General features: G+C 62.3%; 17 protein-coding genes. 10 read left to right on the top strand and 7 right to left on the bottom strand.

Annotated elements, in window-relative coordinates; all coding sequences use genetic code 11:
- On the bottom strand, nucleotides 1-962 hold a 962-nt coding region (locus HP546_RS02125; RefSeq protein WP_172219161.1), incomplete at its 3' end, for a type II toxin-antitoxin system HipA family toxin.
- Nucleotides 962-1,213, bottom strand: a complete 252-nt coding sequence (locus HP546_RS02120; RefSeq protein ID WP_172219159.1) for a helix-turn-helix transcriptional regulator — start codon at nucleotides 1,211-1,213, stop codon at nucleotides 962-964. The genes HP546_RS02120 and HP546_RS02125, both read right to left, overlap by 1 nt.
- Nucleotides 1,214-1,388: 175 nt before the next feature.
- On the opposite strand from HP546_RS02120, the gene HP546_RS02115 reads away from it, so the two are divergent.
- The 4 genes from HP546_RS02115 (at nucleotide 1,389) to HP546_RS02100 (ending at nucleotide 6,611) form a co-directional block, all read left to right on the top strand.
- Nucleotides 1,389-3,146 (top strand): OPT family oligopeptide transporter, encoded by a 1,758-nt coding sequence (locus tag HP546_RS02115; protein WP_172219157.1) that lies wholly within the window; start codon nucleotides 1,389-1,391, stop codon nucleotides 3,144-3,146.
- Between the two features lie 130 nt (nucleotides 3,147-3,276).
- Nucleotides 3,277-4,977, top strand: coding sequence for an FAD-dependent monooxygenase (locus HP546_RS02110; protein WP_172219155.1), 1,701 nt, complete (start codon nucleotides 3,277-3,279; stop codon nucleotides 4,975-4,977).
- 11 nt (nucleotides 4,978-4,988) lie between these two features.
- A complete protein-coding gene (locus HP546_RS02105; RefSeq protein WP_172219153.1) occupies nucleotides 4,989-5,171 on the top strand; it encodes a DUF2783 domain-containing protein in 183 nt (60 codons plus the stop codon).
- Nucleotides 5,172-5,264: 93 nt separating this feature from the next.
- On the top strand, nucleotides 5,265-6,611 hold the full coding sequence (locus tag HP546_RS02100) for an MFS transporter (protein ID WP_256678412.1): 1,347 nt from the start codon (nucleotides 5,265-5,267) through the stop codon (nucleotides 6,609-6,611).
- A 153-nt stretch (nucleotides 6,612-6,764) separates the two neighbouring features.
- Here the strand turns inward: HP546_RS02100 and HP546_RS02095 are convergent, their stop codons facing one another.
- Nucleotides 6,765-8,156, bottom strand: coding sequence for an amino acid permease (locus HP546_RS02095; RefSeq protein WP_172219152.1), 1,392 nt, complete (start codon nucleotides 8,154-8,156; stop codon nucleotides 6,765-6,767).
- A gap of 80 nt (nucleotides 8,157-8,236) precedes the next feature.
- Nucleotides 8,237-9,061 carry a phytanoyl-CoA dioxygenase family protein gene (locus tag HP546_RS02090; protein ID WP_172219151.1) on the bottom strand — a complete coding sequence of 275 codons (825 nt, stop codon included), beginning with the start codon at nucleotides 9,059-9,061 and terminating at the stop codon, nucleotides 8,237-8,239.
- A 139-nt stretch (nucleotides 9,062-9,200) separates the two neighbouring features.
- Here HP546_RS02090 and HP546_RS02085 point away from each other — a divergent pair, with 139 nt between their 5' ends.
- The 3 genes from HP546_RS02085 (at nucleotide 9,201) to HP546_RS02075 (ending at nucleotide 14,477) form a co-directional block, all read left to right on the top strand.
- Nucleotides 9,201-10,109 (top strand): LysR family transcriptional regulator, encoded by a 909-nt coding sequence (locus tag HP546_RS02085; protein WP_172219150.1) that lies wholly within the window; start codon nucleotides 9,201-9,203, stop codon nucleotides 10,107-10,109.
- Between the two features lie 302 nt (nucleotides 10,110-10,411).
- Nucleotides 10,412-13,363, top strand: coding sequence for an autotransporter domain-containing protein (locus tag HP546_RS02080; RefSeq protein ID WP_172219170.1), 2,952 nt, complete (start codon nucleotides 10,412-10,414; stop codon nucleotides 13,361-13,363).
- A gap of 286 nt (nucleotides 13,364-13,649) precedes the next feature.
- Entirely contained in the window at nucleotides 13,650-14,477 is an 828-nt protein-coding gene (locus HP546_RS02075; protein ID WP_172219149.1) for a helix-turn-helix transcriptional regulator, read from the top strand.
- Nucleotides 14,478-14,485: 8 nt separating this feature from the next.
- Here the strand turns inward: HP546_RS02075 and HP546_RS02070 are convergent, their stop codons facing one another.
- Nucleotides 14,486-14,785 carry a hypothetical protein gene (locus HP546_RS02070; RefSeq protein WP_172219148.1) on the bottom strand — a complete coding sequence of 100 codons (300 nt, stop codon included), beginning with the start codon at nucleotides 14,783-14,785 and terminating at the stop codon, nucleotides 14,486-14,488.
- A 277-nt stretch (nucleotides 14,786-15,062) separates the two neighbouring features.
- Here HP546_RS02070 and HP546_RS02065 point away from each other — a divergent pair, with 277 nt between their 5' ends.
- Together HP546_RS02065 and HP546_RS02060 are read left to right on the top strand one after the other, a co-directional pair.
- Nucleotides 15,063-15,242, top strand: coding sequence for a hypothetical protein (locus tag HP546_RS02065; protein WP_172219147.1), 180 nt, complete (start codon nucleotides 15,063-15,065; stop codon nucleotides 15,240-15,242).
- A gap of 180 nt (nucleotides 15,243-15,422) precedes the next feature.
- Nucleotides 15,423-16,586 carry an AAA family ATPase gene (locus tag HP546_RS02060; RefSeq protein WP_172219145.1) on the top strand — a complete coding sequence of 388 codons (1,164 nt, stop codon included), beginning with the start codon at nucleotides 15,423-15,425 and terminating at the stop codon, nucleotides 16,584-16,586.
- 524 nt (nucleotides 16,587-17,110) lie between these two features.
- Here HP546_RS02060 and HP546_RS02055 read toward each other — a convergent pair.
- Nucleotides 17,111-17,509 carry a hypothetical protein gene (locus HP546_RS02055; RefSeq protein ID WP_172219143.1) on the bottom strand — a complete coding sequence of 133 codons (399 nt, stop codon included), beginning with the start codon at nucleotides 17,507-17,509 and terminating at the stop codon, nucleotides 17,111-17,113.
- A gap of 282 nt (nucleotides 17,510-17,791) precedes the next feature.
- Between HP546_RS02055 and HP546_RS02050 the strand changes: the two genes are divergently transcribed.
- Entirely contained in the window at nucleotides 17,792-18,895 is a 1,104-nt protein-coding gene (locus HP546_RS02050) for a hypothetical protein (protein WP_172219141.1), read from the top strand.
- Here the strand turns inward: HP546_RS02050 and betT are convergent.
- Nucleotides 18,888-21,110 carry a choline BCCT transporter BetT gene (betT, locus tag HP546_RS02045; RefSeq protein ID WP_172219140.1) on the bottom strand — a complete coding sequence of 741 codons (2,223 nt, stop codon included), beginning with the start codon at nucleotides 21,108-21,110 and terminating at the stop codon, nucleotides 18,888-18,890. The genes HP546_RS02050 and betT overlap by 8 nt on opposite strands.
- Nucleotides 21,111-21,393 lie beyond the last annotated feature (283 nt).

Raw genomic sequence — 21,393 nt, 5'->3', positions numbered from 1 at the left:
GGAATGTAGGCCGTGGTGTTGACGATATCGTAGGCCGGGGCCAAGTGTGCATTGCGCTGGGTGGGGTCGGAATACAACAGACCAAAGTTCTTCAGGTGTGCATCGCCGTTTCCGACAATGCAACTCAGGCTAACCATCGCGAACAACTGCGCCAACGAGCTTTGCACTGCGTTGGGCGGGCAGAAAAGCCGTATGGCCTTGGCGATAGCTGAATAGCTCTTGCTGTATTTCTGCTCGGCAGCCAGCCCCATCAATGCAGCCATGTCCTCAAAACCGATAGGGTCTAGGTGCTCATCCCGGTCAAAGCGGCGCATGACGAAGAGTTTGGCATTCTCCGAGAGATAGAACTCCGGTACCGCGATTCCTGACTTTTTAGCCACCGACATACACAAGTATTCATTGATCGCCAAACCGGGAAACTCGTCCCGGCCGCTCTTGATGATCAAGTCCGAGGTTTTAGAGGTAAAACGCTGCGGCGCAGTGTCGTGCTGCTCCGGCACCAGTACTTTGGGCTGAACGCCAGATATCCCGGCGCGCAAGATGTAACGGTCGACCAAGGTGGCGAAAATGTCCTCTGCTCCGTCCCAGGCCAGAATCTCATCCAGCTTTTCTCCCGGAAATTGCTGGCGGCGCAGCAGCGCATCGACCTGATCGGAATTCACTGCAACCCGCCCGATTGGCGAGCTGCTGCCAGACAGCGCCAGCAAAAGCATGGGATCGACATTCGCCACTTTGGCCAGCCGATTGCGCAGCTGCTCCAGCACATAACCCTCAGGAAGGTTCATCTGGAAGATCGGGTGCAGCTCTCGGTGACGGTATTCTTCCAGGCGCGCAGGCATGAGCATACTGATCGCTGCAGACGCCCGCGCATCCTCACGGTAGCGGAACAGGTAGTCGCCCCCAGCATTGATAATCCTGCCGCTCTCGCCTTCAGGGGTTGCCACACGCAAGGTGGTCATCATCAGCTGAATACTCCCTCTATTTCATCCAGCGTAGGCATGGCAGCGGGCACCAAGGCAAACTCGCAATCCAGGGCTCCGACTACCCGCGCATAGGCTGTCATGCCTACCGTCAGGTCACCTTTCTCGATGGCAATGACCTTTTGCCGGGTGATGCCAGCCAACGCTGCGAGCCTGGCTTGCGTCAGCCCGCGATTCAGCCGCCGGTTGCGCAACTGTTCGCCCAGCCGGGTGGTAATCAGCGAGTAATCCATGTTCCATTTACGTGACAATTTAAGTTGGATGTAACATATACCTAACCCGAAAAGGAATCAACGTTTCTCTTGCACCATCCTCGGCCAAGGCCAGTCACTGCCTAAGCGGCAATGAACCTTCGTAGCTGCAGGCGTTCAGTTGTTCACGCCCCTGCGACAGCCACAAAGGATTGCCATGACCCCTGCTCGCCCCACTGCCCTCCCCGAGCTCCGCGTCGAACGTGAGCTGAGCCTGAGGGCGGTGCTCACTGGCGCGATGCTGGGCATCTTGCTCACCCCCTCAAACGTGTACGTCGGGCTGAAGATCGGCTGGTCATTCAACATGTCGATCATCGCCTTGCTGATCGGTTTCGCCTTGTGGAAAGGCCTGGCAGGGCGCAGAAATCAGCGCCCCCCGTGGACGTTGCACGAAAGCAACATCAACCAGACCGTGGCATCCGCCGCCGCCTCGATCGTTTCCGGCGGGCTGGTGGCGCCGATCCCTGCTTACACACTGCTCACCGGCCAGCAGCTGGACCCGGTGCCGATGATGGCCTGGGTGTTCTCGGTGAGTTTTCTGGGCATCTGGATCGCCTGGTACCTGCGCCCTGCCCTGCTCAACGACCCTGACCTGAAGTTCCCCGAAGGCATGGCGACCCTGGAAACGCTGCAGCAGATCTACCAGCACGGGCAGGAAGCAATAACCCGGATCAAGGTACTGTGCAGTGCCGCGCTGTTGTCCGGGCTGGTGAAATGGATCGACAGCTTCGCCTGGGCGATACCGCGCTGGTCACCCACACCTGGGCTGGAGCGCCTGACCTTCACGCTCGATCCTTCATTGTTGCTGATCGGCTTTGGCGGCATCATCGGCATTCGCGTGGGCCTGACGCTGCTGTTGGGCGCCGCACTGGCGTGGGGCGGGCTGGCGCCGTGGCTGATCGAGCATGCCTGGGTGGTGCTGGGCCCGAACGCCAGCGGCCCACAGTTTGCCGCGCTGGTGGAATGGCTACTATGGCCCGGCGTGAGCCTGATGGTGTGTGCGACCCTGACTTCATTGGCTGTTCGCCTGGTGCACGTGCGGCGGCGATCACCCGCTGATGCACTGACCGCCCGGCCGCCGCGCGCCAGGCTGCGTTTTGCCCCGGCGGCTGCGTCGGGCCTGCTGCTGTCCATCGCGCTGGTCGTGACCCTGCAGGCGCTGCTGTTCGGGATCGACTGGTGGATGGCGCTGTTGAGCATCCCGTTGGCGGTATGCCTGGCCGTGGTCGCCGCGCGCGTGGTCGGCGCCACTGGTATCGCGCCCATTGGCGCCATTGGCAAGCTGTCGCAGCTCAGCTTCGGTCTGGTCGCCCCGGGCCAGGTGGCGATCAACCTCATGAGCGCCAACACGGCGGGCGGCGCGGCCGGGCAATCGACCGACCTGATGAACGACTTCAAGGTTGGCCTGGCGATCGGCGCCACCCCGCACAAGCAGCTGATTGCGCAGTGCATCGGCATTTTCATCGGCAGCGTGGTCGGCGTGCTGGTGTACCTGATGCTGATACCTGATCCGCAGGCCATGCTGCTCACCGAACAGTGGCCGGCCCCGGCCGTGGCGACCTGGAAAGCGGTGGCCCAGACCCTGACCCAGGGCCTGGGTGCGCTGCCGCCGGAGGTGCGTTGGGCGATCGTGGCCGGTAGTGGGGCCGGCGTGCTGCTGGGCGCACTGGACAGCCTGCTGCCGCAGCGTGTGGCGCGCTGGCTGCCGAGCACCGCGGCGCTGGGGCTGGCATTCATTCTACCGGCATCGATCGCCATGATGATGGGCCTTGGCGCGGTGCTGACCTGGCTGGTCAGTCGCCGCTGGCCGAGCATCACCGAGCGCTTCGCGATCACGGCGGCAGCCGGGTTGATTGCCGGTGAAAGCATCATGGGCGTAGGGGCATCGTTCTGGGAGATGCTGCGCACGCTATAGCACTGCGATAATCGTGGCCATCCACTGCAATTGTCCCCTGCAGGGGACATCGCCCGCCGCCGCCTCACGTACAGTCATTTGCACACCTGAAGAGCCCTGAGCTCATACAAGAATAAGGACGTGCATTGCCATGCATCAGCCCCAAAGCGAGCCGCGGCGCTCCCTGTATTTCGACTATCACGTGTTCCCTGCCCACACCGCCAGCGTCGGCGCCGCGCACCCTGACCGCAAACCGGTGGTGGTGGTCGGCGCCGGCCCGATCGGCCTGACCACCGCCCTGGACCTGGCCCGCCATGGCATCGCCTGTGTGGTGCTGGCGTCTGAGCGGCAGCTCAGCGAAGGCAGCCGGGCAATCGTGTTCACCCGCCGCTCGATGGAAATCCTGCAACAAGTGGGCGTGGCCGAGCGGGTCTGCGCGCTGGGCCTGCCATGGAGCTGCGGCAATTCGTTCTACCGCAACCAGCTGGTGTTCCGCATGGAAACCCCGCACGACCCGGACGACCGCCATGCACCCATGACCAACCTGCAGCAGCCCTGCCTGGAGCAGTTACTGGCAGAGGCTGCCGAGGCCAACCCGCTGGTGGACATCCGCTGGGGCAACCACGTGACCGGCCTGGCGCAGCATGACGGCTTCGCCCGCCTGAGCATCGATACCCCTGCCGGCAGCTATGAACTGGACGCCGACTGGGTGGTGGCGGCTGACGGCGCCCGCTCGGCGATCCGCACCTTGCTCGGCCTGAAACTGGAAGGCACCGCCTACGAAGGGCGGTTCGTGATCGCTGATATCAAGATCGACCTGGACCTGCCCACCGAGCGGCTGGCCTACTTCGACCCCGCCTGGAACCCGGGCAACACGGTGTTGATGCATCGCGAGCCGGGCAATATCTGGCGCATCGACTACCAGCTGCCGGAAAACGAGACCCCGGAGCAGGCGCTGCAACCTGAGTCCTTGCGCCGGCGCATCAACGCTCAACTGGAGATGCTCGGCGTCAAAGCCCCTGAGTGGGAGATGGACTGGAGTTCGGTGTATTCGGCGCGTGCCCTGACGCTGCCGGATTATCTGCACAAACGCGTGATATTCGCAGGGGACGCAGCCCACCTGTTGCCGATTTTCGGGGTGCGTGGCGCCAACACCGGCTTCCAGGATTGCCACAGCCTGGTATGGAAACTGGCGTTCACCCTCAAAGGGCTGGCAGGCCCGAGGCTGCTGCCTTCCTATTCCACCGAGCGGGTCAGTGCCGCGCGGGAAATCATCAGCGAGGCCGGCAAGAGCACCCGGTTCATGGCCCCGCCCAGCGCTGGTTACCGGCTTGTACGTGATGCAGTGCTGTCGTTGTCCCTGACCCAGGCATTCGTCCGCCCGCTGTACCACTGGCGCACCTCGCGGCCGCACGATTACGCCGATTCGGTGCTCAATTGTGCAACTGACGACAACGACCTGTTCAGTGCTGGGCCGCGCAACGGTGCGCCGATGCTGAACATCAAGCTGGCCGAAAACGACTACCTGTTCGACCGCCTTGGTGCGTGTTTCCACCTGCTCTGCTTCACCGACAGTGACTGTATCCCCAGCGATGTGCGCGCGCAGGCGAATGCCATTCGCGACAGCGGCGTGCCCTTGCAGATCATCGCGATTGCGCAAAGCGCGCAGCCTGCCATCACCGGCGCCGACCAGCTGATCGACGACCCGACGGGCCATATCGCCAGCAAGTACGGCATCACCCGTGGCGGCGCCTACCTGGTGCGGCCGGACCAGCACATCTGCGCCCGCTGGCAGCAACTGTCTGCCGAAAAACTGCACCTCGCCATCGACACCGCCCTGGGCAAACACTGAGAGCAACCGCAATGAATACCCTTAGCGCAACAGACCTGGAAGTGGTTTACGACGTACTGGCCGAAGCCCTGGACCAGGCCACACCGGCCAAGGCCGAGCTGTTTCTGACCAAGCTGGCCTTGCTCGGTGCCCAGGCTATCGGCGATGCCCAGACCTTCACCGAACTGACCCGATCCGCCCTGCAGGACCTGTAGAACCTGCGGCTGCACAAGCACCGGCGCAGCCCTTGCCTTGCGCGCCGGCACAGCGGCCGGTGCCGCTCAAACCAATAATAATCAGGCGCCCAGATGCACCACACCACAGCCCCCATTACCACCGCAACAACCACCGGCAACCCGCAGCAAGCGGTAATGCGCAAGGTTTCAAGGCGCTTGCTCGGCTTTTTGTTCGCCTGCTTTGTGCTGTCGTTTCTCGACCGTATCAACATCGGCTTTGCCGGCCTGACCATGATGGGCGACCTGGGACTGAGCAGTACCCAGTTCGGCATGGCCACCACGCTGTTCTATATCGCCTACATCGCCTGTGGTATCCCCAGCAACATGGCGCTGGCCAAGGTCGGCGCGCGCAAATGGATCGGCAGCCTGATGATCGCCTGGGGGCTCGCCTCCACGGCGACACTGTTCGCGACCGATGCGCACAGCCTGTACTTGCTGCGAATCCTGGTCGGCATTACCGAAGCCGGTTTTCTACCTGGCGTGCTGCTGTACCTGACGTTCTGGTTCCCGGCGGCCTATCGGGCACGGGCCAATGCCCTGTTCATGATCGCCATGCCATTCACGGCAGGCTTCGGCTCGGCGCTTTCCGGCCTGATTCTTGGCCTGGACGGCACATGGGGGTTGCACGGCTGGCAGTGGCTGTTCCTGCTCGAAGGCATGCCATCGGTGATCATGGGTCTGGTGGTGTTCTACTACCTGAACGACAAGCCGCAACAGGCCCACTGGTTGAATGCGCAGGAAAAGCAGCATTTGCAGCACGCCCTGGCCGCAGACACCCCGGCAGCCACCCCCACCCCCGAAGACAAGGGCCCCAGCCTGCTGCGCGAAATGCTCTCGCCCACGGTGCTGATGTTCAGCCTGGTGTATTTCTGCCTGGTCAACACCCTGGCAATGATCGCCGTGTGGACGCCGTTGATCATCAAGAGCATCAGTGCCGCCGGCAGCAGTAACAGCACCATTGGCTTGCTGGCGATGATTCCACAGGTATGCACCATTATCGGCATGCTGGTGTGGGGCCTGCATTCCGACCGTACCCGGGAACGCAAATGGCACCTGGTGCTGCCCATGCTGGTGGCAGCGGCCGGCTGGATGTTCACTGCGTATGCCGGCGCCCCCCAGGTGCAGCTGGCAGGCATCTGCATGGCCGCCACCGGCTCGTACACCGCCATGTCGATCTTCTGGACCACCCCGGACCAGGCCATGTCGTTCAAGGCACGGGCGATCGGTATTGCGGTGATCAACGCGTTCGGCAACATCGGCTCGGCGCTCAACCCGCTGGTGGTCGGGTGGCTGAAGGACCTGACCCAAAGCTTCACTGCCGGGATTGTCTACGCCACGGTGCTGCTGGTGATCGGCGCGCTGTTGACCTTCTTGCTGCCATTGCCCTCGTCCACCCCAAAGCCAACACCGAACCTGTAGGGGATTGCCCAGCCCATTGAGCTGCGCTGTCGAGCAGAGAACTGATGCTGGGCGCTGTGGGAGCGGGCACGCCCGCTCCCACAAGGCCCCTGCTAAATCAGTAAGTCATGTGCAGTTCTATGAGCGAACTTGCACACCCCACAAATCAATGCCTCAAGCGCTTGCCGACACCGGGCGAGGTGCGCGCACACCCCACAACCAGTAACCCAGGGACAACAGGACCAGCCAGCCAACCCCGACATACATCGCTGTGCGGCTGGCCGGAAACCAACCAAGCACGCCAAAGATGAACACCATGAATGCAATCGCACACGCTGGCCCTACCGGCCACAGCGGCACGCGATATTCCAGAGCAGCCGCCTCTTCCTTGCTCATGCCACGGCGCATGGCCACCTGGGACAGCAGGATCATCAACCACACCCAGACAATGGAGAACGTAACTACCGAGGCGAGCACCAAGAACAGGTCCTCTGGCACCAGGTAGTTCAAGACCACCCCCAGCAACAGTGCGATGCCCATTACAGCAACCGTCATCCACGGCACACCGAAACGCGAGAGTGACGCGAAACCGGCAGGCGCCTGGCCGTTCTGCGCCATGCCGTACATCATTCGCCCAGCGCTGAAGATATCGCTATTGATCGCCGAAACCGCCGCAGAGATCACCACAATGTTCAACACGGTTGCCGCAGAACTGACACCCAGACCACTGAAGATCTGCACGAATGGGCTACCGTGACTGCCAATACCCGTCCAAGGGTAAATGGCCATGAGTACCAGCAGGGTAAGGATGTAGAACAACAGGATGCGCAGTGGCACCGAATTGATCGCCTTGGGCAGCACGCGCTTCGGGTCCTTTGCCTCCCCTGCAGTAATACCGATCATTTCGACCCCGCCGAAGGCGAACATCACCACGGTAAAGGAGGCAATCATGCCACTGACGCCATTGGGGAAGAACCCACCATGGCTCCATAGATTCGAGATGCCGGCAACAGTGCCCGTACCAGTATTCAGCTGGATACCCAGCAGCAGCACGGCGGCCCCTGCGACAATCATGGCGACGATGGCGGTTACCTTGAGCAACGACAACCAGAACTCCATCTCGCCGAACACTTTCACGCTGCACAGGTTCAGCGCCCCGATAAAGAACACTATCCCAAGCACCCAGACCCACGCGGGTGTTTCAGGGAACCACAGCCCCATGTATATGCCGAACGCCGTCACGTCTGCCAGGCACACCATCAGCATCGAGAACGCGTAACTCCAGCCCGTCAGAAAGCCTACATAACGACCGAGGTACTGGCTGGCATAGTGGCCGAACGACCCGGACACCGGGTTGTGAACCGCCATTTCGCCAAGGGCGCGCATCATCATGTAAATGGCTGCGCCACCGATCAGGTAGGCCAGCAACACCGAAGGCCCTGCCAACTTTATTGCCGATGCCGAGCCATAAAACAGCCCCGTACCGATAGCAGAACCCAAGGCCATGAAACGAATATGCCGGGTAGTGAGACCCCGCTTGAGTTGCGGTGAGGATTGAGCGTTCATAGATACCTTCTTGATTTTATTATCAGGCCCGCACAACACCGATGCTGCGCGGTTTAATCAGGCACGCGTCATTGCACTCATCAAGCCCTTGGCCACAACACCGGGAACAGTTCATGGTCCATCGTGGCACCGCTGGCCAGTTGCGTTTCAAGCCCGGGAAACGGTGGCGAGGTTTTCCATTGGCGTGGTGCGTGAGTAATGTCGTCGCCCAGGAGGCGCACCGAAAAAGCACGCCGCCGGCGATTGCCACCGACACCGCCAGAGGCGTGTAACGTCAACATGTGGAAGAACACCGCATCACCTGGCGCGAGCTCCCAGCCGAGGATATTCCAGGCGCTGCGATCGGCCTCGATATCCGGCAGGTCGGCCAGGCTGCCTTCCGGGAACCATTGCGCCTGGCTGTCGAGGAAACTGCGCGGCATCAGCCAGGGGCCAAGGTGCGAGCCGCCGACAAACTCCAGGGTGGACTCCCTGGCGACGGGATCGATCGGCATCCACATGCTGCAGTTCTGGCGCCCATCGATGTTGTAGTAGGGCTGGTCCTGATGCCACGGCGTGCGCTGGCGGGTATTGGGCTCCTTGACCAGCAGGTGGTCGTGATACAGCCGGGCTGTTTCGCTGTTCATCAATTGCGCGGCAACGCTACCCACCCGGCTTTCGAAGATGAACTGGCGATAGGCCGAAATATCGCCCCAGTTGCAGAAGTCCTCGAAGAACCAACCCGGGTCATCCGGGCGACTCGCGACTTTGGCGCGTTCACTTGGCGCTTTCAAATTCTGTTCAATGCCGGTTTCCAGCAGGGCAACTTCTTCTGGCGTGAACAATTGACGTACGCAGACAGCACCCTCGCGCTGGAATGCCTCGATGGTTTCTTCAGTTAGTTGAAATTCGGCGGACGGTTTCATAGAGCACCCTTTAGTCTTTTTATTGGGCAACAGCACCCCTGCCAGGTGTATGAACGCGATAAGCAAGGTGCGCAGCGAGTATTGCGTTTTGGCACCAATAGGAAAAGAATATAATTCCTAATTTTGAGTATAGGAAAACATGATAGGGTTCTCCTTCCGACAGCTCGAATACTTCGTCGCCGTGGCCGAACATGGCAGCATCAGTGCTGCCGCCAGGGCCCGCCACGTGTCCCAGCCTTCGGTTTCGGTTGCGATTGCCCAGCTGGAAGAGGCGCTGAACGAGCGGCTGTTCCGCCGCCAGGTCAGTCGCGGGCTCGAGCTTACTGCTGCGGGCACGCGGCTACTGGCCCAGGCACGCGAAATCATTGGCATGGCCATCGCCATGAATCAAAAGGCGGAGACCGCTCCGGGCTCACTGCGCGGCAACCTGTCGCTTATCTGTTTTCAGGACTTGGGGCCTTATTACGCGCCGCGGTTGCTATCCGGTTTTCGCAAGCAACACCCCGATGTCGAGGTCACACTGTTCGAGACTGATCTGGCAGGGGTACACCGCCACCTCAGTGCCGGTAAAGCCGAGCTCGCGCTGACTTATGACATAGGCCTTGATCCCTCGCTGCCGCGCCAGGTACTGGCGCAATTGAAACCCTACGCGCTGGTCGCCACTGACCACCGGCTAGCCGGCCTGGCAGCGATACCCCTGCATGAGCTGGCGCAAGAGTGCGTGATCCTCGAGGACATCGCCCAAACCCGCGAGTATTTCCTGTCACTGTTCTGGGCGCACAACCTGCAACCGCGTACCCAGCAATTTACCCAGACGTTCGAGATGCAAAGGGGCCTGGTCGCGCATGGCTACGGGGTTGCCCTGTCATGCACCCGGCCTGCCGGCGACCACTGCTATGACGGCACCCCGCTGTTGTGCCGGCCATTACTGGAAGAGGTATCCCCGCAGAAAGTGGTGCTGGCGCAATCCGCTGCAATGCACCCTTCGCCGGTCGCGGAGGCATTCAGCCGTTGGGTTGCTGGTGAGGTTGCAGGCGGAGCGGTCTGAAGCCGGACTCTTCGCGGGCCGGCCCGCTCCTTGGATGCAGTACCTGCACGGCACGATGTGCGCCGCATCACGTTCCGGAACACGCTAGTACATGCGTACTATTCTCCGCGCGGCGAGCGCTCCCGATACTCCCGGTGTTAATGCGTTGCACCTAAGGAATGCCATTGCCCTCGAGGCTGGCAGCCACTTGCGTGGCATCAAATGGAGTATCTGGAGTCGCCATGAACCCCCTATTCAGACTTTCCCCGCTCACGTTCGCGATCACCCTCGCCATGCTGCCGAACGCCCACGCGGCGGACTACATCCTCGACAGCGGGCAAGACACCTTCAGCAGCGACCGCGCGTATGACGGCACGGTGTCACTGCGCCCCGGCAACGGTGTCCCTGCCAGCCTGACCATCAACAACGGTGCCGAACTCACCAGCAAAGGCGGGCGAATAGGTGGCTCGCTTACCAACAACGAAGCCAGTGCGGCCATGGCCACCGTCACGGTCCAGGGCCCCGGTACCCGCTGGGTGGTGCCGCGGACCGCTGCCGTGCTGGGCAACACCCTCGTTGTTGGCGGCGCCGGCCAGGGCACGCTGAATGTGCTCGACGGCGGGCAAGTGCTGGTGCGCGACCTTCAGCTCAGCGACAACGGCAATGCCGGCAATGCCCTGTCCCGGGCGAACCTGCTGGTCAGCGGTCAAGGCTCGAAGGTGGATGCCGTCAACGTGACCTCAGGCGGGGTGTTTCTCTACGACTCGCGCATTACCCTGAAGGATGGTGGGCAGCTTGCCAGCGAACGCGTGGCCATCAACTCGATCAGCGAGCTGTCCGGCGCCAACACGCGCTGGGACAACACTGGGACCTTCCGTAACCGCAACGACATGAGCCTGAGCAATGGCGCGGTGCTGACCAGCGACTCCATGGAACTGGGCTCTGCCAACATCGGCCGCAACACCGTGGTCAGCGTATCCGGCGCAGGCACGCGCCTGGCCACGCGCACGCTGACCGTGGGTACCACGACCTACAGCACCAACCTGGTGCTGTCCGATGGCGCCGAGCTGAGCAGCACCGAGGGCATCGACATCAGCGAGCTGACCAGTATCAACTCGGCTGCACGCGGCACCCTCAGCATCGGTGGCGGGGTTGTCAGGGATGACAGCCGCACCGATATCGACGCCATCACCGCCGGCGCCGCGCAGGCCGCCGGGCGCCTGGACCCGCAAACGGCGATCCGCTTTGGCGCCGGCAGCGGAGCGCTGGCGTTCAACCACACCGACAGCGACCTGCAGGTCAGCAACAGCATCAGTGGCGCAGGGCGTGTCTACGCCTTCAGCGGCAATACCACCCTCAGCGGCGACCTCAGCGGCATGTCCGGCAGCACCGTGGTGCGCGGCGGGCGCCTGGTGCTGGCCGGCGATGTTGACCAGAGCAACCCACGCGGCACCTCGTTGCTGAGCGTCGGCAACGGCACCCTGGTGGTCAACGGCACCGTCGGCCACACCGACGCCGCCGGCAACTACAGCAACCGCGCTCAGGTACTGGACGGCGGCGTGCTGGCCGGTAGCGGTCAGGTCGGTACAACCCAGGTTGCCTCGGGCGGTACCCTCTCTCCGGGTGAGGGCGCGCTGGGGACCTTGTCGATCAAGGGCGACCTGGACATGGCGGCCGGCTCGCGGTACGCCGCAGACATCGCCGGCGATGGCGGCTCGGACCACGTCAATGTCAGCGGCACCGCGACCCTGCGTGGCACGCGGGTGGATGTGACCACGCTGAATGATGCGCAAAGCTACCAGACCGGGCAAACCTACACCTTGCTGGCCGCCCAGGGCGGCGTAGTCGACGGTGCCGCCGCCGGCACCGCGTATGCCCAGGCATTCACCCAATCCGCGTTCCTCGACGTCAGCCTGCAGCGCACGGCCAATGAACTGAACCTGACCATCGCGCAGAAGACCACCACGCCGGAACCGCCTGTAGAGCCGCCTGTAGAGCCGCCTGTGCAACCGCCGGTCGAGCCGCCTGTGCAACCACCGGTGCAGCCTCCGGTAGAGCCGCCTGTGCAGCCTCCGGTGCAGCCGCCTGTCGAGCCACCGGTGCAGCCACCCGTCCAGCCGCCAGAAACGGGCGGGCCAGGCACACCGGGGATCTTCCAGACCGTGGCGCTCACCGAGAACCAGTGGAACACTGCGGGCGCACTCAGCGTTCTGCAGCAGAGCGGCGACCCGCTGCGGCTGTACAACAACCTGCTGGTGCTGGATGCCGACAGCGCGCGCAATGCCATCGATCAGCTCTCCGGCGACTACCACAGCAGCACCGGGACCGCGTTGATCGCCAACAGCCAGGTGGTCTCCGGCGTGCTGGGCACTCGTCTGCGCAGCCTGTTCGACAGCACCACGGTGCGCATGCCGCTGGGTGCATCGAGCCTGATGCCAACCACCCCTGAAGCGCAGGGCGGGGCCTGGGCGCAAACCTTCGGCAACTGGTCGCGGCTGGACGGCAATAACGGCGCCAGCGGCCTGCATCAGCGCACCGGCGGTGTGCTGATGGGCGCCGACGGCAGCTTCAACCCCGACTGGCGCGCCGGCGTCTACGGTGGCTACAGCCGCACCAAGTTCGATGCCGACGACCGCGATGCCAAAGGCCACAGTGACAACTACCACCTGGGCCTGTACACCGGTGCCCAACTCGATGCCCTGCGCCTGAGTGCAGACGTCGGCTACACCTGGCACAAGTTGGACAGCAAACGCAACGTGGCCTTTGCCGGCTTCACCGACCACCTCAAGGGCAAGCGCGACGCCAACACGCTGCAGGCCAGTGGCGAAGCAGCTTATCGCATCGGCCTGGGTGCGGTGGCGCTGGAGCCGTTCGTGGGCGTTTCCTACGTGAAATACGACGCCGACAGCTTCCGTGAAAAAGGCGGTGCAGCGGCCCTGGATGTGTCCAGCGAACAGCAGGACACCTGGTTCTCGACCGTGGGCATGCGCGCTTCGACACACACCCGCGTGGCCAACCACGACACCCAGTTCTACGGCTCGCTGGGCTGGCGCCGCGCGTACGGTGACCTGGACCCTGGCAGCACCCAGGCCTTTGCCGGCGGCCCGGACTTCGCGGTACAGGGGATCGCCCAGACGCGCAACGTGGCCATGACCGAAGTGGGCGCGAAGGTGCAACTGAACCGCCAGACGGATGTGGGGCTGTCGTATCAGGGCCAGTTCGGTTCGGACGCCCGCATGCACTCGGTGAATGCGGGGATCACGGTTCGCTTCTGAGCCACGGGGCTGCTGCGCAGCCCCGCTTCATCTGGCTGCCTGGCTGACAAATTGGTTATCCTGCTCAACAGCCCCCGCCAGGCTAATGCCAGTCAGTCAAGGCTAAAGGGGCTGCTGCGCAGCCCATCGAGTCCACGCCATGCGCCGTAATTGTGGGAGCCTGGCTTGTCGTGGCGACGAACCGCGGCGATGGGCCGCAAAGCGGCCCCGATTGCTTGACTGACTGGCCTTCACCCGCCGGGCCGCGTACAACAATAAATCATGCCTTGTCCCCACGGAGCTCAGCATGGAATTCTGGCCATTACGCCCATCCACCAGCGACTTCCGCCTGAGCGTCGAGCAAACCGCCAGCCTGCTCTCGCGCACAAGTGAAAGCCACGGCAAGCTACTGGCCGCCGACATGCTGAAATTGCTCGGCGCTCAGGTGCCCCTGGCACAATGCACCCTCTTCGCCTACAGCCCCAACCGCAGCCCGCAGATCATTTCCTTTGCCGACCGCGCCCGCATGCTCGAGCTGCCCAGAATCTCCAGCAACTACGCCGAACGCTTCTACAGCATGGACGGCAACCAGCAGGCGATGACTGCACGCCCTACCCCCTCGAGCGCCGAGCGCATCATGGTGCAACGCCAGGGCATCGAGGACATCGCCCACCGCGACTACCGACGCATCTGCTACGAGCTGCCGCAAATATCCGAGCGCGTCGCGCTGCTAAGCCACTGCGATGGCAACCGCTGGCTGTCGATAAATTTCTACCGCGGCCGAGAACACGGCCGCTTCTCAGCCAACGAGATCAATGTCATCGAAACAGCCGCCCCGCTGATCGTCCAAATCTCCCGCCTGCACTACCGCGCCTATCTTGAAGCCAATGAAATGCCAGCGCTGCTCAGTGAGCGCGTCATCAGCCTGTACCCGGAACTGACCCGGCGTGACCATGAGCTGCTGCAGCTGATGCTGGCCGGCTGCGACGTGCAAGCCATCAGTACGAGCATGGGCATACAGCAGTCGAGTGCGGCCACCTACATCAAGCGGCTGTATCGCAAGCTGGGGATTGCCGGCCAGCGGGAGTTGCTGGCCCTGGCGACCCAACGCAAGTGGTCGAGCCCGGTTCATTGACGGCCCCTCTACTCCAGGGCCGCCATGGGATCAGCGGCAAAGAAACCTTCATCGGCAAGCCGACGCGCCCTGGCAACACCCCAGGCTAACGCCCGGGCCATCGACTCGTTTGGCCGCGAGGCAAACGCCTCTTCGTGTAATGCCATGCCGGAACGCGCATACACCCCCAGGAACATCTGCGTGCTACCGGTGCGCGAAAGCCTCACCTGCACGTCGATCCGGCTGCCGTCGCCCAGCGTTTCTTCATGGGAGCGGTGGTGAAGCGTAGGATCGACCCATGCCCAGTAAACGTTACCCCTCATTCGCATATAGCCCTCCAGCGACCAACATTGGCAGTGTCCAAAGGCGCGCGGGGAATCCTACTTTCGAATTAGCCCCATCCAACTGGATCGACCACTGGAGATGGCAAATTGCTTCATTTTTTTCATCTCTATAAACACCGCTTCACGGGCACATCAGTGAAGTGCTATCACCGCGCCCTGTACCACCACTCACGCGGAAACAGATTTGCTATGATCGCTGCTCTTCTTCGCTGGGTGAGCTGCCCGTTCACCCAAGCCATGTACACCCTGCTGGAAGCCCCCGATGAACAAATTGATCCTGCCTGTCGCCATCTTCTTCAGCGTCCTGATCAGCGGAAAGATCGCCGAGCATTACGGCCTGGAAGGCAACTGGAAGATCGGCCTGCTGTGCCTGGTGGCCGCTGCCGTGCAGATCGCGGTCAGCCGTTTCCAGCGTGCACAGCGGCAAAAAGCATCGCGATGATCACGGTCTGGGGACTTTTCTTTCACCTAATTTTCACGAGGCCCCAGGGACAATCGCACCATCCCTACGTGATAGACCTTGGCCCGCTTCGGCGGGCTTTCTTTTGCCTGCGATTTCGCTTCCATCCAGGTGTCGAGGCCAGCCACAATTGCCCATCAGCTCCCAGCTCGGACGCACGGCATGCTCACCACCCTCGCCATCGGCAACTACCGCTCCATCAACCATCTCGTCCTGCCCCTCGGCCAGCTCAATCTGGTAACGGGCGCCAACGGCAGCGGCAAATCCAACCTCTACAAAGCCCTGCGCCTGCTGGCCGAAACCGCCCAGGGCGGGGTAATCGAAGCTCTCGCGCGCGAAGGTGGCCTGGACTCCACCTGGTGGGCCGGCCCGCAAACCAGTGCGCGCATGAAGCGCGGCGAAGTGCCCATCCAGGGCCAGCACCCAAGCGAAGCCAAACGCCTGCGCCTGGGCTTCGCCACCGAAGATTTCGGCTTTGCCATCTCCCTCGGCCTGCCGATCCCCGTGCCCTACCCAACCGCCTTCATGCTCGACCCCGAGATCAAGTGCGAAGCCATCTGGGGCGCCGGCGCCTATCGCCCCGCCTCGCTGCTGGTCGAACGCAAGAACGCCATGGTGCGCGCCCGCGAGGGCAACAGCTGGACCGTGCTCGACCAGCATGCCGACAGCGGCGAAAGCTTTTTCAACATTGTCGGCCGCCCCCGCCAGGCGCCAGAGATTGGCGACCTGCGCGCGTTCATCAACAGCTGGCGGTTCTACGACCACTTCCGCATCGACCGCGACGCGCCTTGCCGCCAGCCACAGCTAGGGACCCGCTCGCCGGTGCTGCATCACGATGGGCGCAACCTGGCTTCGGCGTTGCAGACCATTATCGAGATTGGCGAGGTTGAAGACCTTACAGCGGCCCTGGAGGACGCGTTCCCCGGTAGCCGGCTTGAGATTGATGCGCCGCCGGGAGGGTTGTTCAGCGTGCGGCTGCATCAGCATGGGCTTTTGCGACCGCTGGGCGGGGCTGAATTGTCCGATGGGACCCTGCGTTACCTGCTGTTGATGGCGGCGCTGCTTACCCCACGGCCACCGTCGCTGGTGGTGCTGAACGAACCGGAAACCAGCCTGCATGCCGACCTGCTGCCGGCCCTGGCGCGGCTGATCATTCGCGCTTCGCAACGCAGCCAGGTGTGGGTGGTCTCGCACAGCAAGCCGCTGATCGACGCGCTGACGGCGTGCGACGGGTGCAATGTGCTGGAGCTTGAGAAGCATCACGGGCAGACCCAGTTGCGTGGGGTCGGGTTGCTGGATGAGCCGCTTTGGCGATGGGTTGATTGAGTTGGGCCGATGGCAGCCTATCGGGGAATGCCAGTCAGTTAACCAATGGGGCCGCTTTGCGGCCCATCGCCGGCAAGCCAGGCTCCCACAAGTACGGCGCATGGCTTGAATTCGATGTGGCGAGAATGCCTGTCAGTCAAGCAATGGGCCGCTTAGCGGTCCATTGTCGGCAAGCCTGGATCCCACAAGTACGGCGCATGGCTTGAATTCGATGTGGCGAGAATGCCTGTCAGTCAAGCAATGGGCCGCTTAGCGGTCCATTGTCGGCAAGCCTGGATCCCACAAGTACGGCGCATGGCTTGAATTCGATGCGGTCTGGGTGGGAGCTGGCTTGCCGGCGATGGGCTGCGCAGCAGCCCCATCAGCCTTGACTGACTGGCTTTAGCCTATAGGGCCTTTGCTCCGCTGCATGGCACCGGCTTCATCGGTGTTCGCGGGTGAACCCACACATGCGCTGTACCCGCACGACTCGGCGCTGGCAAAATGCGCCTTTCAAGAATAGCCCCAGCCATGGATTGCAAATGTCAGGAACAAGTGGTTTCACCGCCAACGATATCGCCCAGGCGATGAAGGCCAAGGCACAGGACGCCTTCGGCGAAAAGGTCACCGCGCCAGTCAATGTGCAAAATGTGCAGCAGCACCGGGCCGAGCTCACCTATACCGTCACCGCCAACTACGCGTTCGAGTACCAGAGCCGCTACGTCAGCCAGGCAACCGGCCCGCTGTATGACCAGGCCGATATGCGCGCGGTACTCAGCCATCGACAGCAACAGCTGCTGGCCGCACCAGGTTTTCTGCGGGACCAGACTCAGGCGCAGCTGAAAAGTAATGTCAGCCGCTACCGAGAGCCTGGAAAGTTTCGCATCCTCACTGACCAGAATGTTTACTGCGGCATCGAAGACTGCCAGGGGTGCGCCGGACATGGCACAACCCAATGCTCCAGATGCAGGGGCAGCGCCCTCGAACCGTGCGATCGATGCTACCGCTCATTACGCCTGCCTTGTAACGTTTGCAACGGCAACCGCAGGCCCGGCATGCCTTGCAACAGGTGCAATGATTCGGGAACGATCCCCTGCCACATCTGCCACAGCTCAGGGAACATCACCTGCAGGTCGTGCCGAGCGGGCAAGGTCACCTGCGCCACGTGCAAAGGCGCTTGCCAACTGATCTGCGAATACCATCTGGACGTCTTCGCAGACACCTCCGTGAACTTCCAATGGGGTGCGATGAGTGCAGACTGGTTGCTGCCAGCCCTGCGGGAAGTGATGAACACCCCGCACCGCCACCAGGTATTTGCCGTGGATCGCTACCAGACCACCGCCGACCAGCCAAACGTGTTTACCGCCAGCGGTCACGCGGTCGCGGCACAGGCGCAAGTGACCTATCAACAGGCAAGCGGCACCTGCCGGTTCATCGGCCCCAACCTGCACACCGTGTTCCTTGATGGCGTGCTCAGCGGCGGCTTCAAGAAAGCCGTCGACGGTGTGCAGCAATACACCAACATCTGGCAGGTCAACCAGGCATCGAACAGCAAGATCGCGCGCTTGCTGATAAAGGAAATGGAGCGCGAGACCGACGTCGAGAAAACCTCACCCGTGCGTAACGGCATCATCAGCGCGGCCGACGCGACTGCTTTCATGGATGCCCGTAATCGCTCGCTTTACCACATCATCTCCACCAGCCTGAAGTTCCGCTTGAGCGCCGTGCTGGGGCTGGCGTTCTCGTTAAGCGCAGTGATGACCGTGGTGTATGGGGCAATGAGCTTGCTGCACCGCAACACACCCAGTGCCATGGCCGGGAACGAGGGTTACATCGGGCTGTTTGCGCTGGCGCACAACCCCGACTCGGTAGTGGCGGCGTTCATGTTGCCGCTGCAATCGCTGATAAACAGCGTGGCACAACGCGGGGATTACTGGCCGCTGGCCTGCTGGGGGCTGGTTGCCCTGGTCTTCAACCGCATGGTCCTGCCCCTGCTGGCACCCAAGGTCTGGCGCTGGACCGAGGGCCATCTGCTACGCGCCATTGTGCTGGCCGTGCCCGGCATCCTGCTGCTGAATCTGTTCATGGCCCTGCATCCGTCAGGCTATGTAGTGCTCAGGTTTACCGAACTGATGCCTGACATTCGCCTGACCGGTGCCCTGGGCAGGACGACGCAATGGTTGATCACCTATGTGCCACAGATCTTTGCCTTGTCGCTGGTTGTTGCGCTGCTCAGGTACAAGGCCGCGGGGATGCATTGGGGGCGGCGCCAACTCAGGATGCTGCTGCAGAAACGCGATGTGGCCGGGTATCTGTCGCTGATCAAGTGACACCGGGCGGTGTAATGACCGATGCCGTATCCGTCTGGGCAGACAGGGTCAGGAACGCAAGGTGCGTTTCATACCGTTCCAGCACGTCGTCGATGATCTGCTGCCTGGTCAAACCCATCAGGTCATAGCCACCCGAGCCGGTCTGGGTATACACCTCCAGGCGGTAGTACACGTCGGTCTCCCGCGACATGCGGCCGCCGAACATCGGCACCGGTGCCTCTACCATGGCAACGTGGTAGAGGAAGTCGCGGAACGTGTCCATCGGCAGCCGCAGTATCGGCTCTTCGATGCCGTAGGCATTGCTGATGTTTTCACGCTCGACCTGGTAGTCCTGGTTACCGAATTCGGCGGCGACTTCATCCAGTGCAGGCCGGACAGTGCGCTGCAGAAACTGGCTGACCTGGCGCTGCGACGGAAACGCACGCATCTGCTCCAGCCGCTGCTTCCATGAACGCTCTGGCACGTGGCCACCGATCGGGGCCATCGATGGCCGTCGCAGCACCTGCCCTTCGCGCTCGGCACGCTCCATGCGCAACACCTTGTAGAACGAGGCCATGACCAGGTAGGCAATGACCGTGACCGGCAAGGCGAAGATCAGGGTGGCGTATTCCATGGTGGTCACCCCTCCCGCAATCAGCATCGCCACGGTGAGTACCGCAGTCATGATCGCCCAGAAGATGCGCAGCCAGCTCGGCCCGTCATGCGAAGGGTCCGGGATCGACGTAGAAAAGTTCGACATCACCATCGCGCCCGAGTTGGCGCTGGTCAGGTAGAACAGCAGCCCGGACAGCGTCGCCAGGCCGATCAGGAACATCGCGCCAGGGAACATGCCGAGCAGCGCGTACCAGCCTCGCTCCGGGCTTTGCATTGCCAGTTCGGCGAATTCGGTGTTGCCCTGCATCACTTGAAACAACGCGGAATTACCAAACAGCGAGACGATGATGAAGTCACACAGCACCGGCGCTGTGATGGCAGCGATAACGAATTCGCGCAGGGTGCGGCCACGGGAGATGCGGGCCAGGAATACCCCCACGAACGGCCCCCAAGCCAGCCAGAACGCCCAGAAGAACAATGTCCATGAGCCCATCCAGTCGGTGGTGCCAGGCTGGTAAGCAAAGGTTTGCAAGGTGCGTGCGGGGAATGTGACGATGAAGCGGCCGATGTTTTCCACCAGCGCATTCAATAGAAACGCCGTCTGCCCGCTGAACAGGATGTAGAGCATCATCGCCACCGCGCTCCACAGATTCAGCTCGGCGATCCAGCGGATACCCCGGTCGACACCGGAGGTGGTCGCGGCGATGGTCAGCAGCACCGCACCGCCGACCAGCGCGATCTGCAGCCCAAGCCCCTCTGGCAGGCCGAAGATGAGCGAGAAGCCGACGTTCAGCAACACCACGCCGATGCCCATCGAGGTGGCGACACCGAACACCGTGCCGATCAACGCGATGATGCTGATACCATCCCCAAGCGGGCCCCGCACGCGCTTGCCCAGCAAGGGATACAGCGCCGCTCGAATCGACAGCGGCATGCCCCAGCGGTAAGCAAAATAGCCCATGGCCATGCCCAGCAATGCATACATCGCCCAGCCAGCGATGCCGTAGTGGAACATTGTCCAGACCACGGCATCCTGCATGGCCGCCGGCGTGCCGCCTTGGCCAGCGGGCGGTGTGAGGTACTGCACGACCGGCCCGGTGACCGAGTAGAAGAGCATGTCGATACCCACGCCTGCCGCGAACAACATGGCGACCCAGGTCACCAGCTTGTATTGCGGCCGCGAGTGATCAGGCCCGATGCGCACGTCACCTTCCTTGGAAAACGCCACCCACAGCACAAAGGCGATCACCAGCGTCATGGTCAGCACGTAATACCAGCCGAGGTTGATCGCGATCCAGTCCACAATCAGCTTCATGGTCGTGCGCGCTTCAGCGGGGCTGAGTATCGTGCAAATCGAGAACACCAGAATCACCACTGACGAAATGATCACTACCGACCAGTTGATATGCGACTGGTAGTCTTCGATGAGCTCTTGCGGGCCTTTGCTGAGGTCACTTCGCGACACGGGCGCATCGTCTTCATGACGCTCATGGCGGCGGTCCAGACCACCGAAGCGCTTGCGCTCCAGGGCGGCGCGTAGCGGTTCATTTTCAGCGTTCGGCATCGGGCCATTGGGCTGTATTGTGTTCGGCTGATCCTCGTCAGACGGTTTGACAGGCATGGTCTACTCCTACTTCGATGTGGCTTGAAGCACACGGGGAACGGGTGAGCGCTCGCTGATTGGAAACGCTGCGGGATCAGATGTCGGCAGCCGTACGCATGGACGGGCAAACACCTGGGATATGTCACGGGCGGGAAGGCAAAGCGGGTGCAAATATCACCTCGCCAAGCCACCTACCATAACATTTTCTGCAGGGATGGCTTTGATGGGGGGCGTTAACTCACTGATTTCACGCTGAACCTGGCCTGATGGCCAGACCTCGCGGGCAGCACCGTTGCGATGC

This window comes from Pseudomonas sp. CM25 (genome assembly GCF_013179705.1).
Lineage (GTDB): Bacteria > Pseudomonadota > Gammaproteobacteria > Pseudomonadales > Pseudomonadaceae > Aquipseudomonas.
The sequence above is the reverse complement of the archived record's forward strand: the minus strand, read 5'-3'. Positions and strand labels throughout refer to the sequence as shown.

Excerpts from the sequence above, each read along its gene's own strand:
- HP546_RS02060 (WP_172219145.1), top strand. The coding sequence starts at position 15,423 with ATGCTCACCACCCTCGCCATCGGCAACTACCGCTCCATCAACCATCTC.
- HP546_RS02120 (WP_172219159.1), bottom strand. The coding sequence starts at position 1,213 with ATGGATTACTCGCTGATTACCACCCGGCTGGGCGAACAGTTGCGCAAC.
- HP546_RS02055 (WP_172219143.1), bottom strand. The coding sequence starts at position 17,509 with ATGTCCGGCGCACCCCTGGCAGTCTTCGATGCCGCAGTAAACATTCTG.
- HP546_RS02070 (WP_172219148.1), bottom strand. The coding sequence starts at position 14,785 with ATGCGAATGAGGGGTAACGTTTACTGGGCATGGGTCGATCCTACGCTT.
- HP546_RS02090 (WP_172219151.1), bottom strand. The coding sequence starts at position 9,061 with ATGAAACCGTCCGCCGAATTTCAACTAACTGAAGAAACCATCGAGGCA.
- betT (WP_172219140.1), bottom strand. The coding sequence starts at position 21,110 with ATGCCTGTCAAACCGTCTGACGAGGATCAGCCGAACACAATACAGCCC.
- HP546_RS02105 (WP_172219153.1), top strand. The coding sequence starts at position 4,989 with ATGAATACCCTTAGCGCAACAGACCTGGAAGTGGTTTACGACGTACTG.
- HP546_RS02110 (WP_172219155.1), top strand. The coding sequence starts at position 3,277 with ATGCATCAGCCCCAAAGCGAGCCGCGGCGCTCCCTGTATTTCGACTAT.
- HP546_RS02095 (WP_172219152.1), bottom strand. The coding sequence starts at position 8,156 with ATGAACGCTCAATCCTCACCGCAACTCAAGCGGGGTCTCACTACCCGG.
- HP546_RS02115 (WP_172219157.1), top strand. The coding sequence starts at position 1,389 with ATGACCCCTGCTCGCCCCACTGCCCTCCCCGAGCTCCGCGTCGAACGT.
- HP546_RS02100 (WP_256678412.1), top strand. The coding sequence starts at position 5,265 with ATGCACCACACCACAGCCCCCATTACCACCGCAACAACCACCGGCAAC.
- HP546_RS02065 (WP_172219147.1), top strand. The coding sequence starts at position 15,063 with ATGAACAAATTGATCCTGCCTGTCGCCATCTTCTTCAGCGTCCTGATC.
- HP546_RS02075 (WP_172219149.1), top strand. The coding sequence starts at position 13,650 with ATGGAATTCTGGCCATTACGCCCATCCACCAGCGACTTCCGCCTGAGC.
- HP546_RS02085 (WP_172219150.1), top strand. The coding sequence starts at position 9,201 with ATGATAGGGTTCTCCTTCCGACAGCTCGAATACTTCGTCGCCGTGGCC.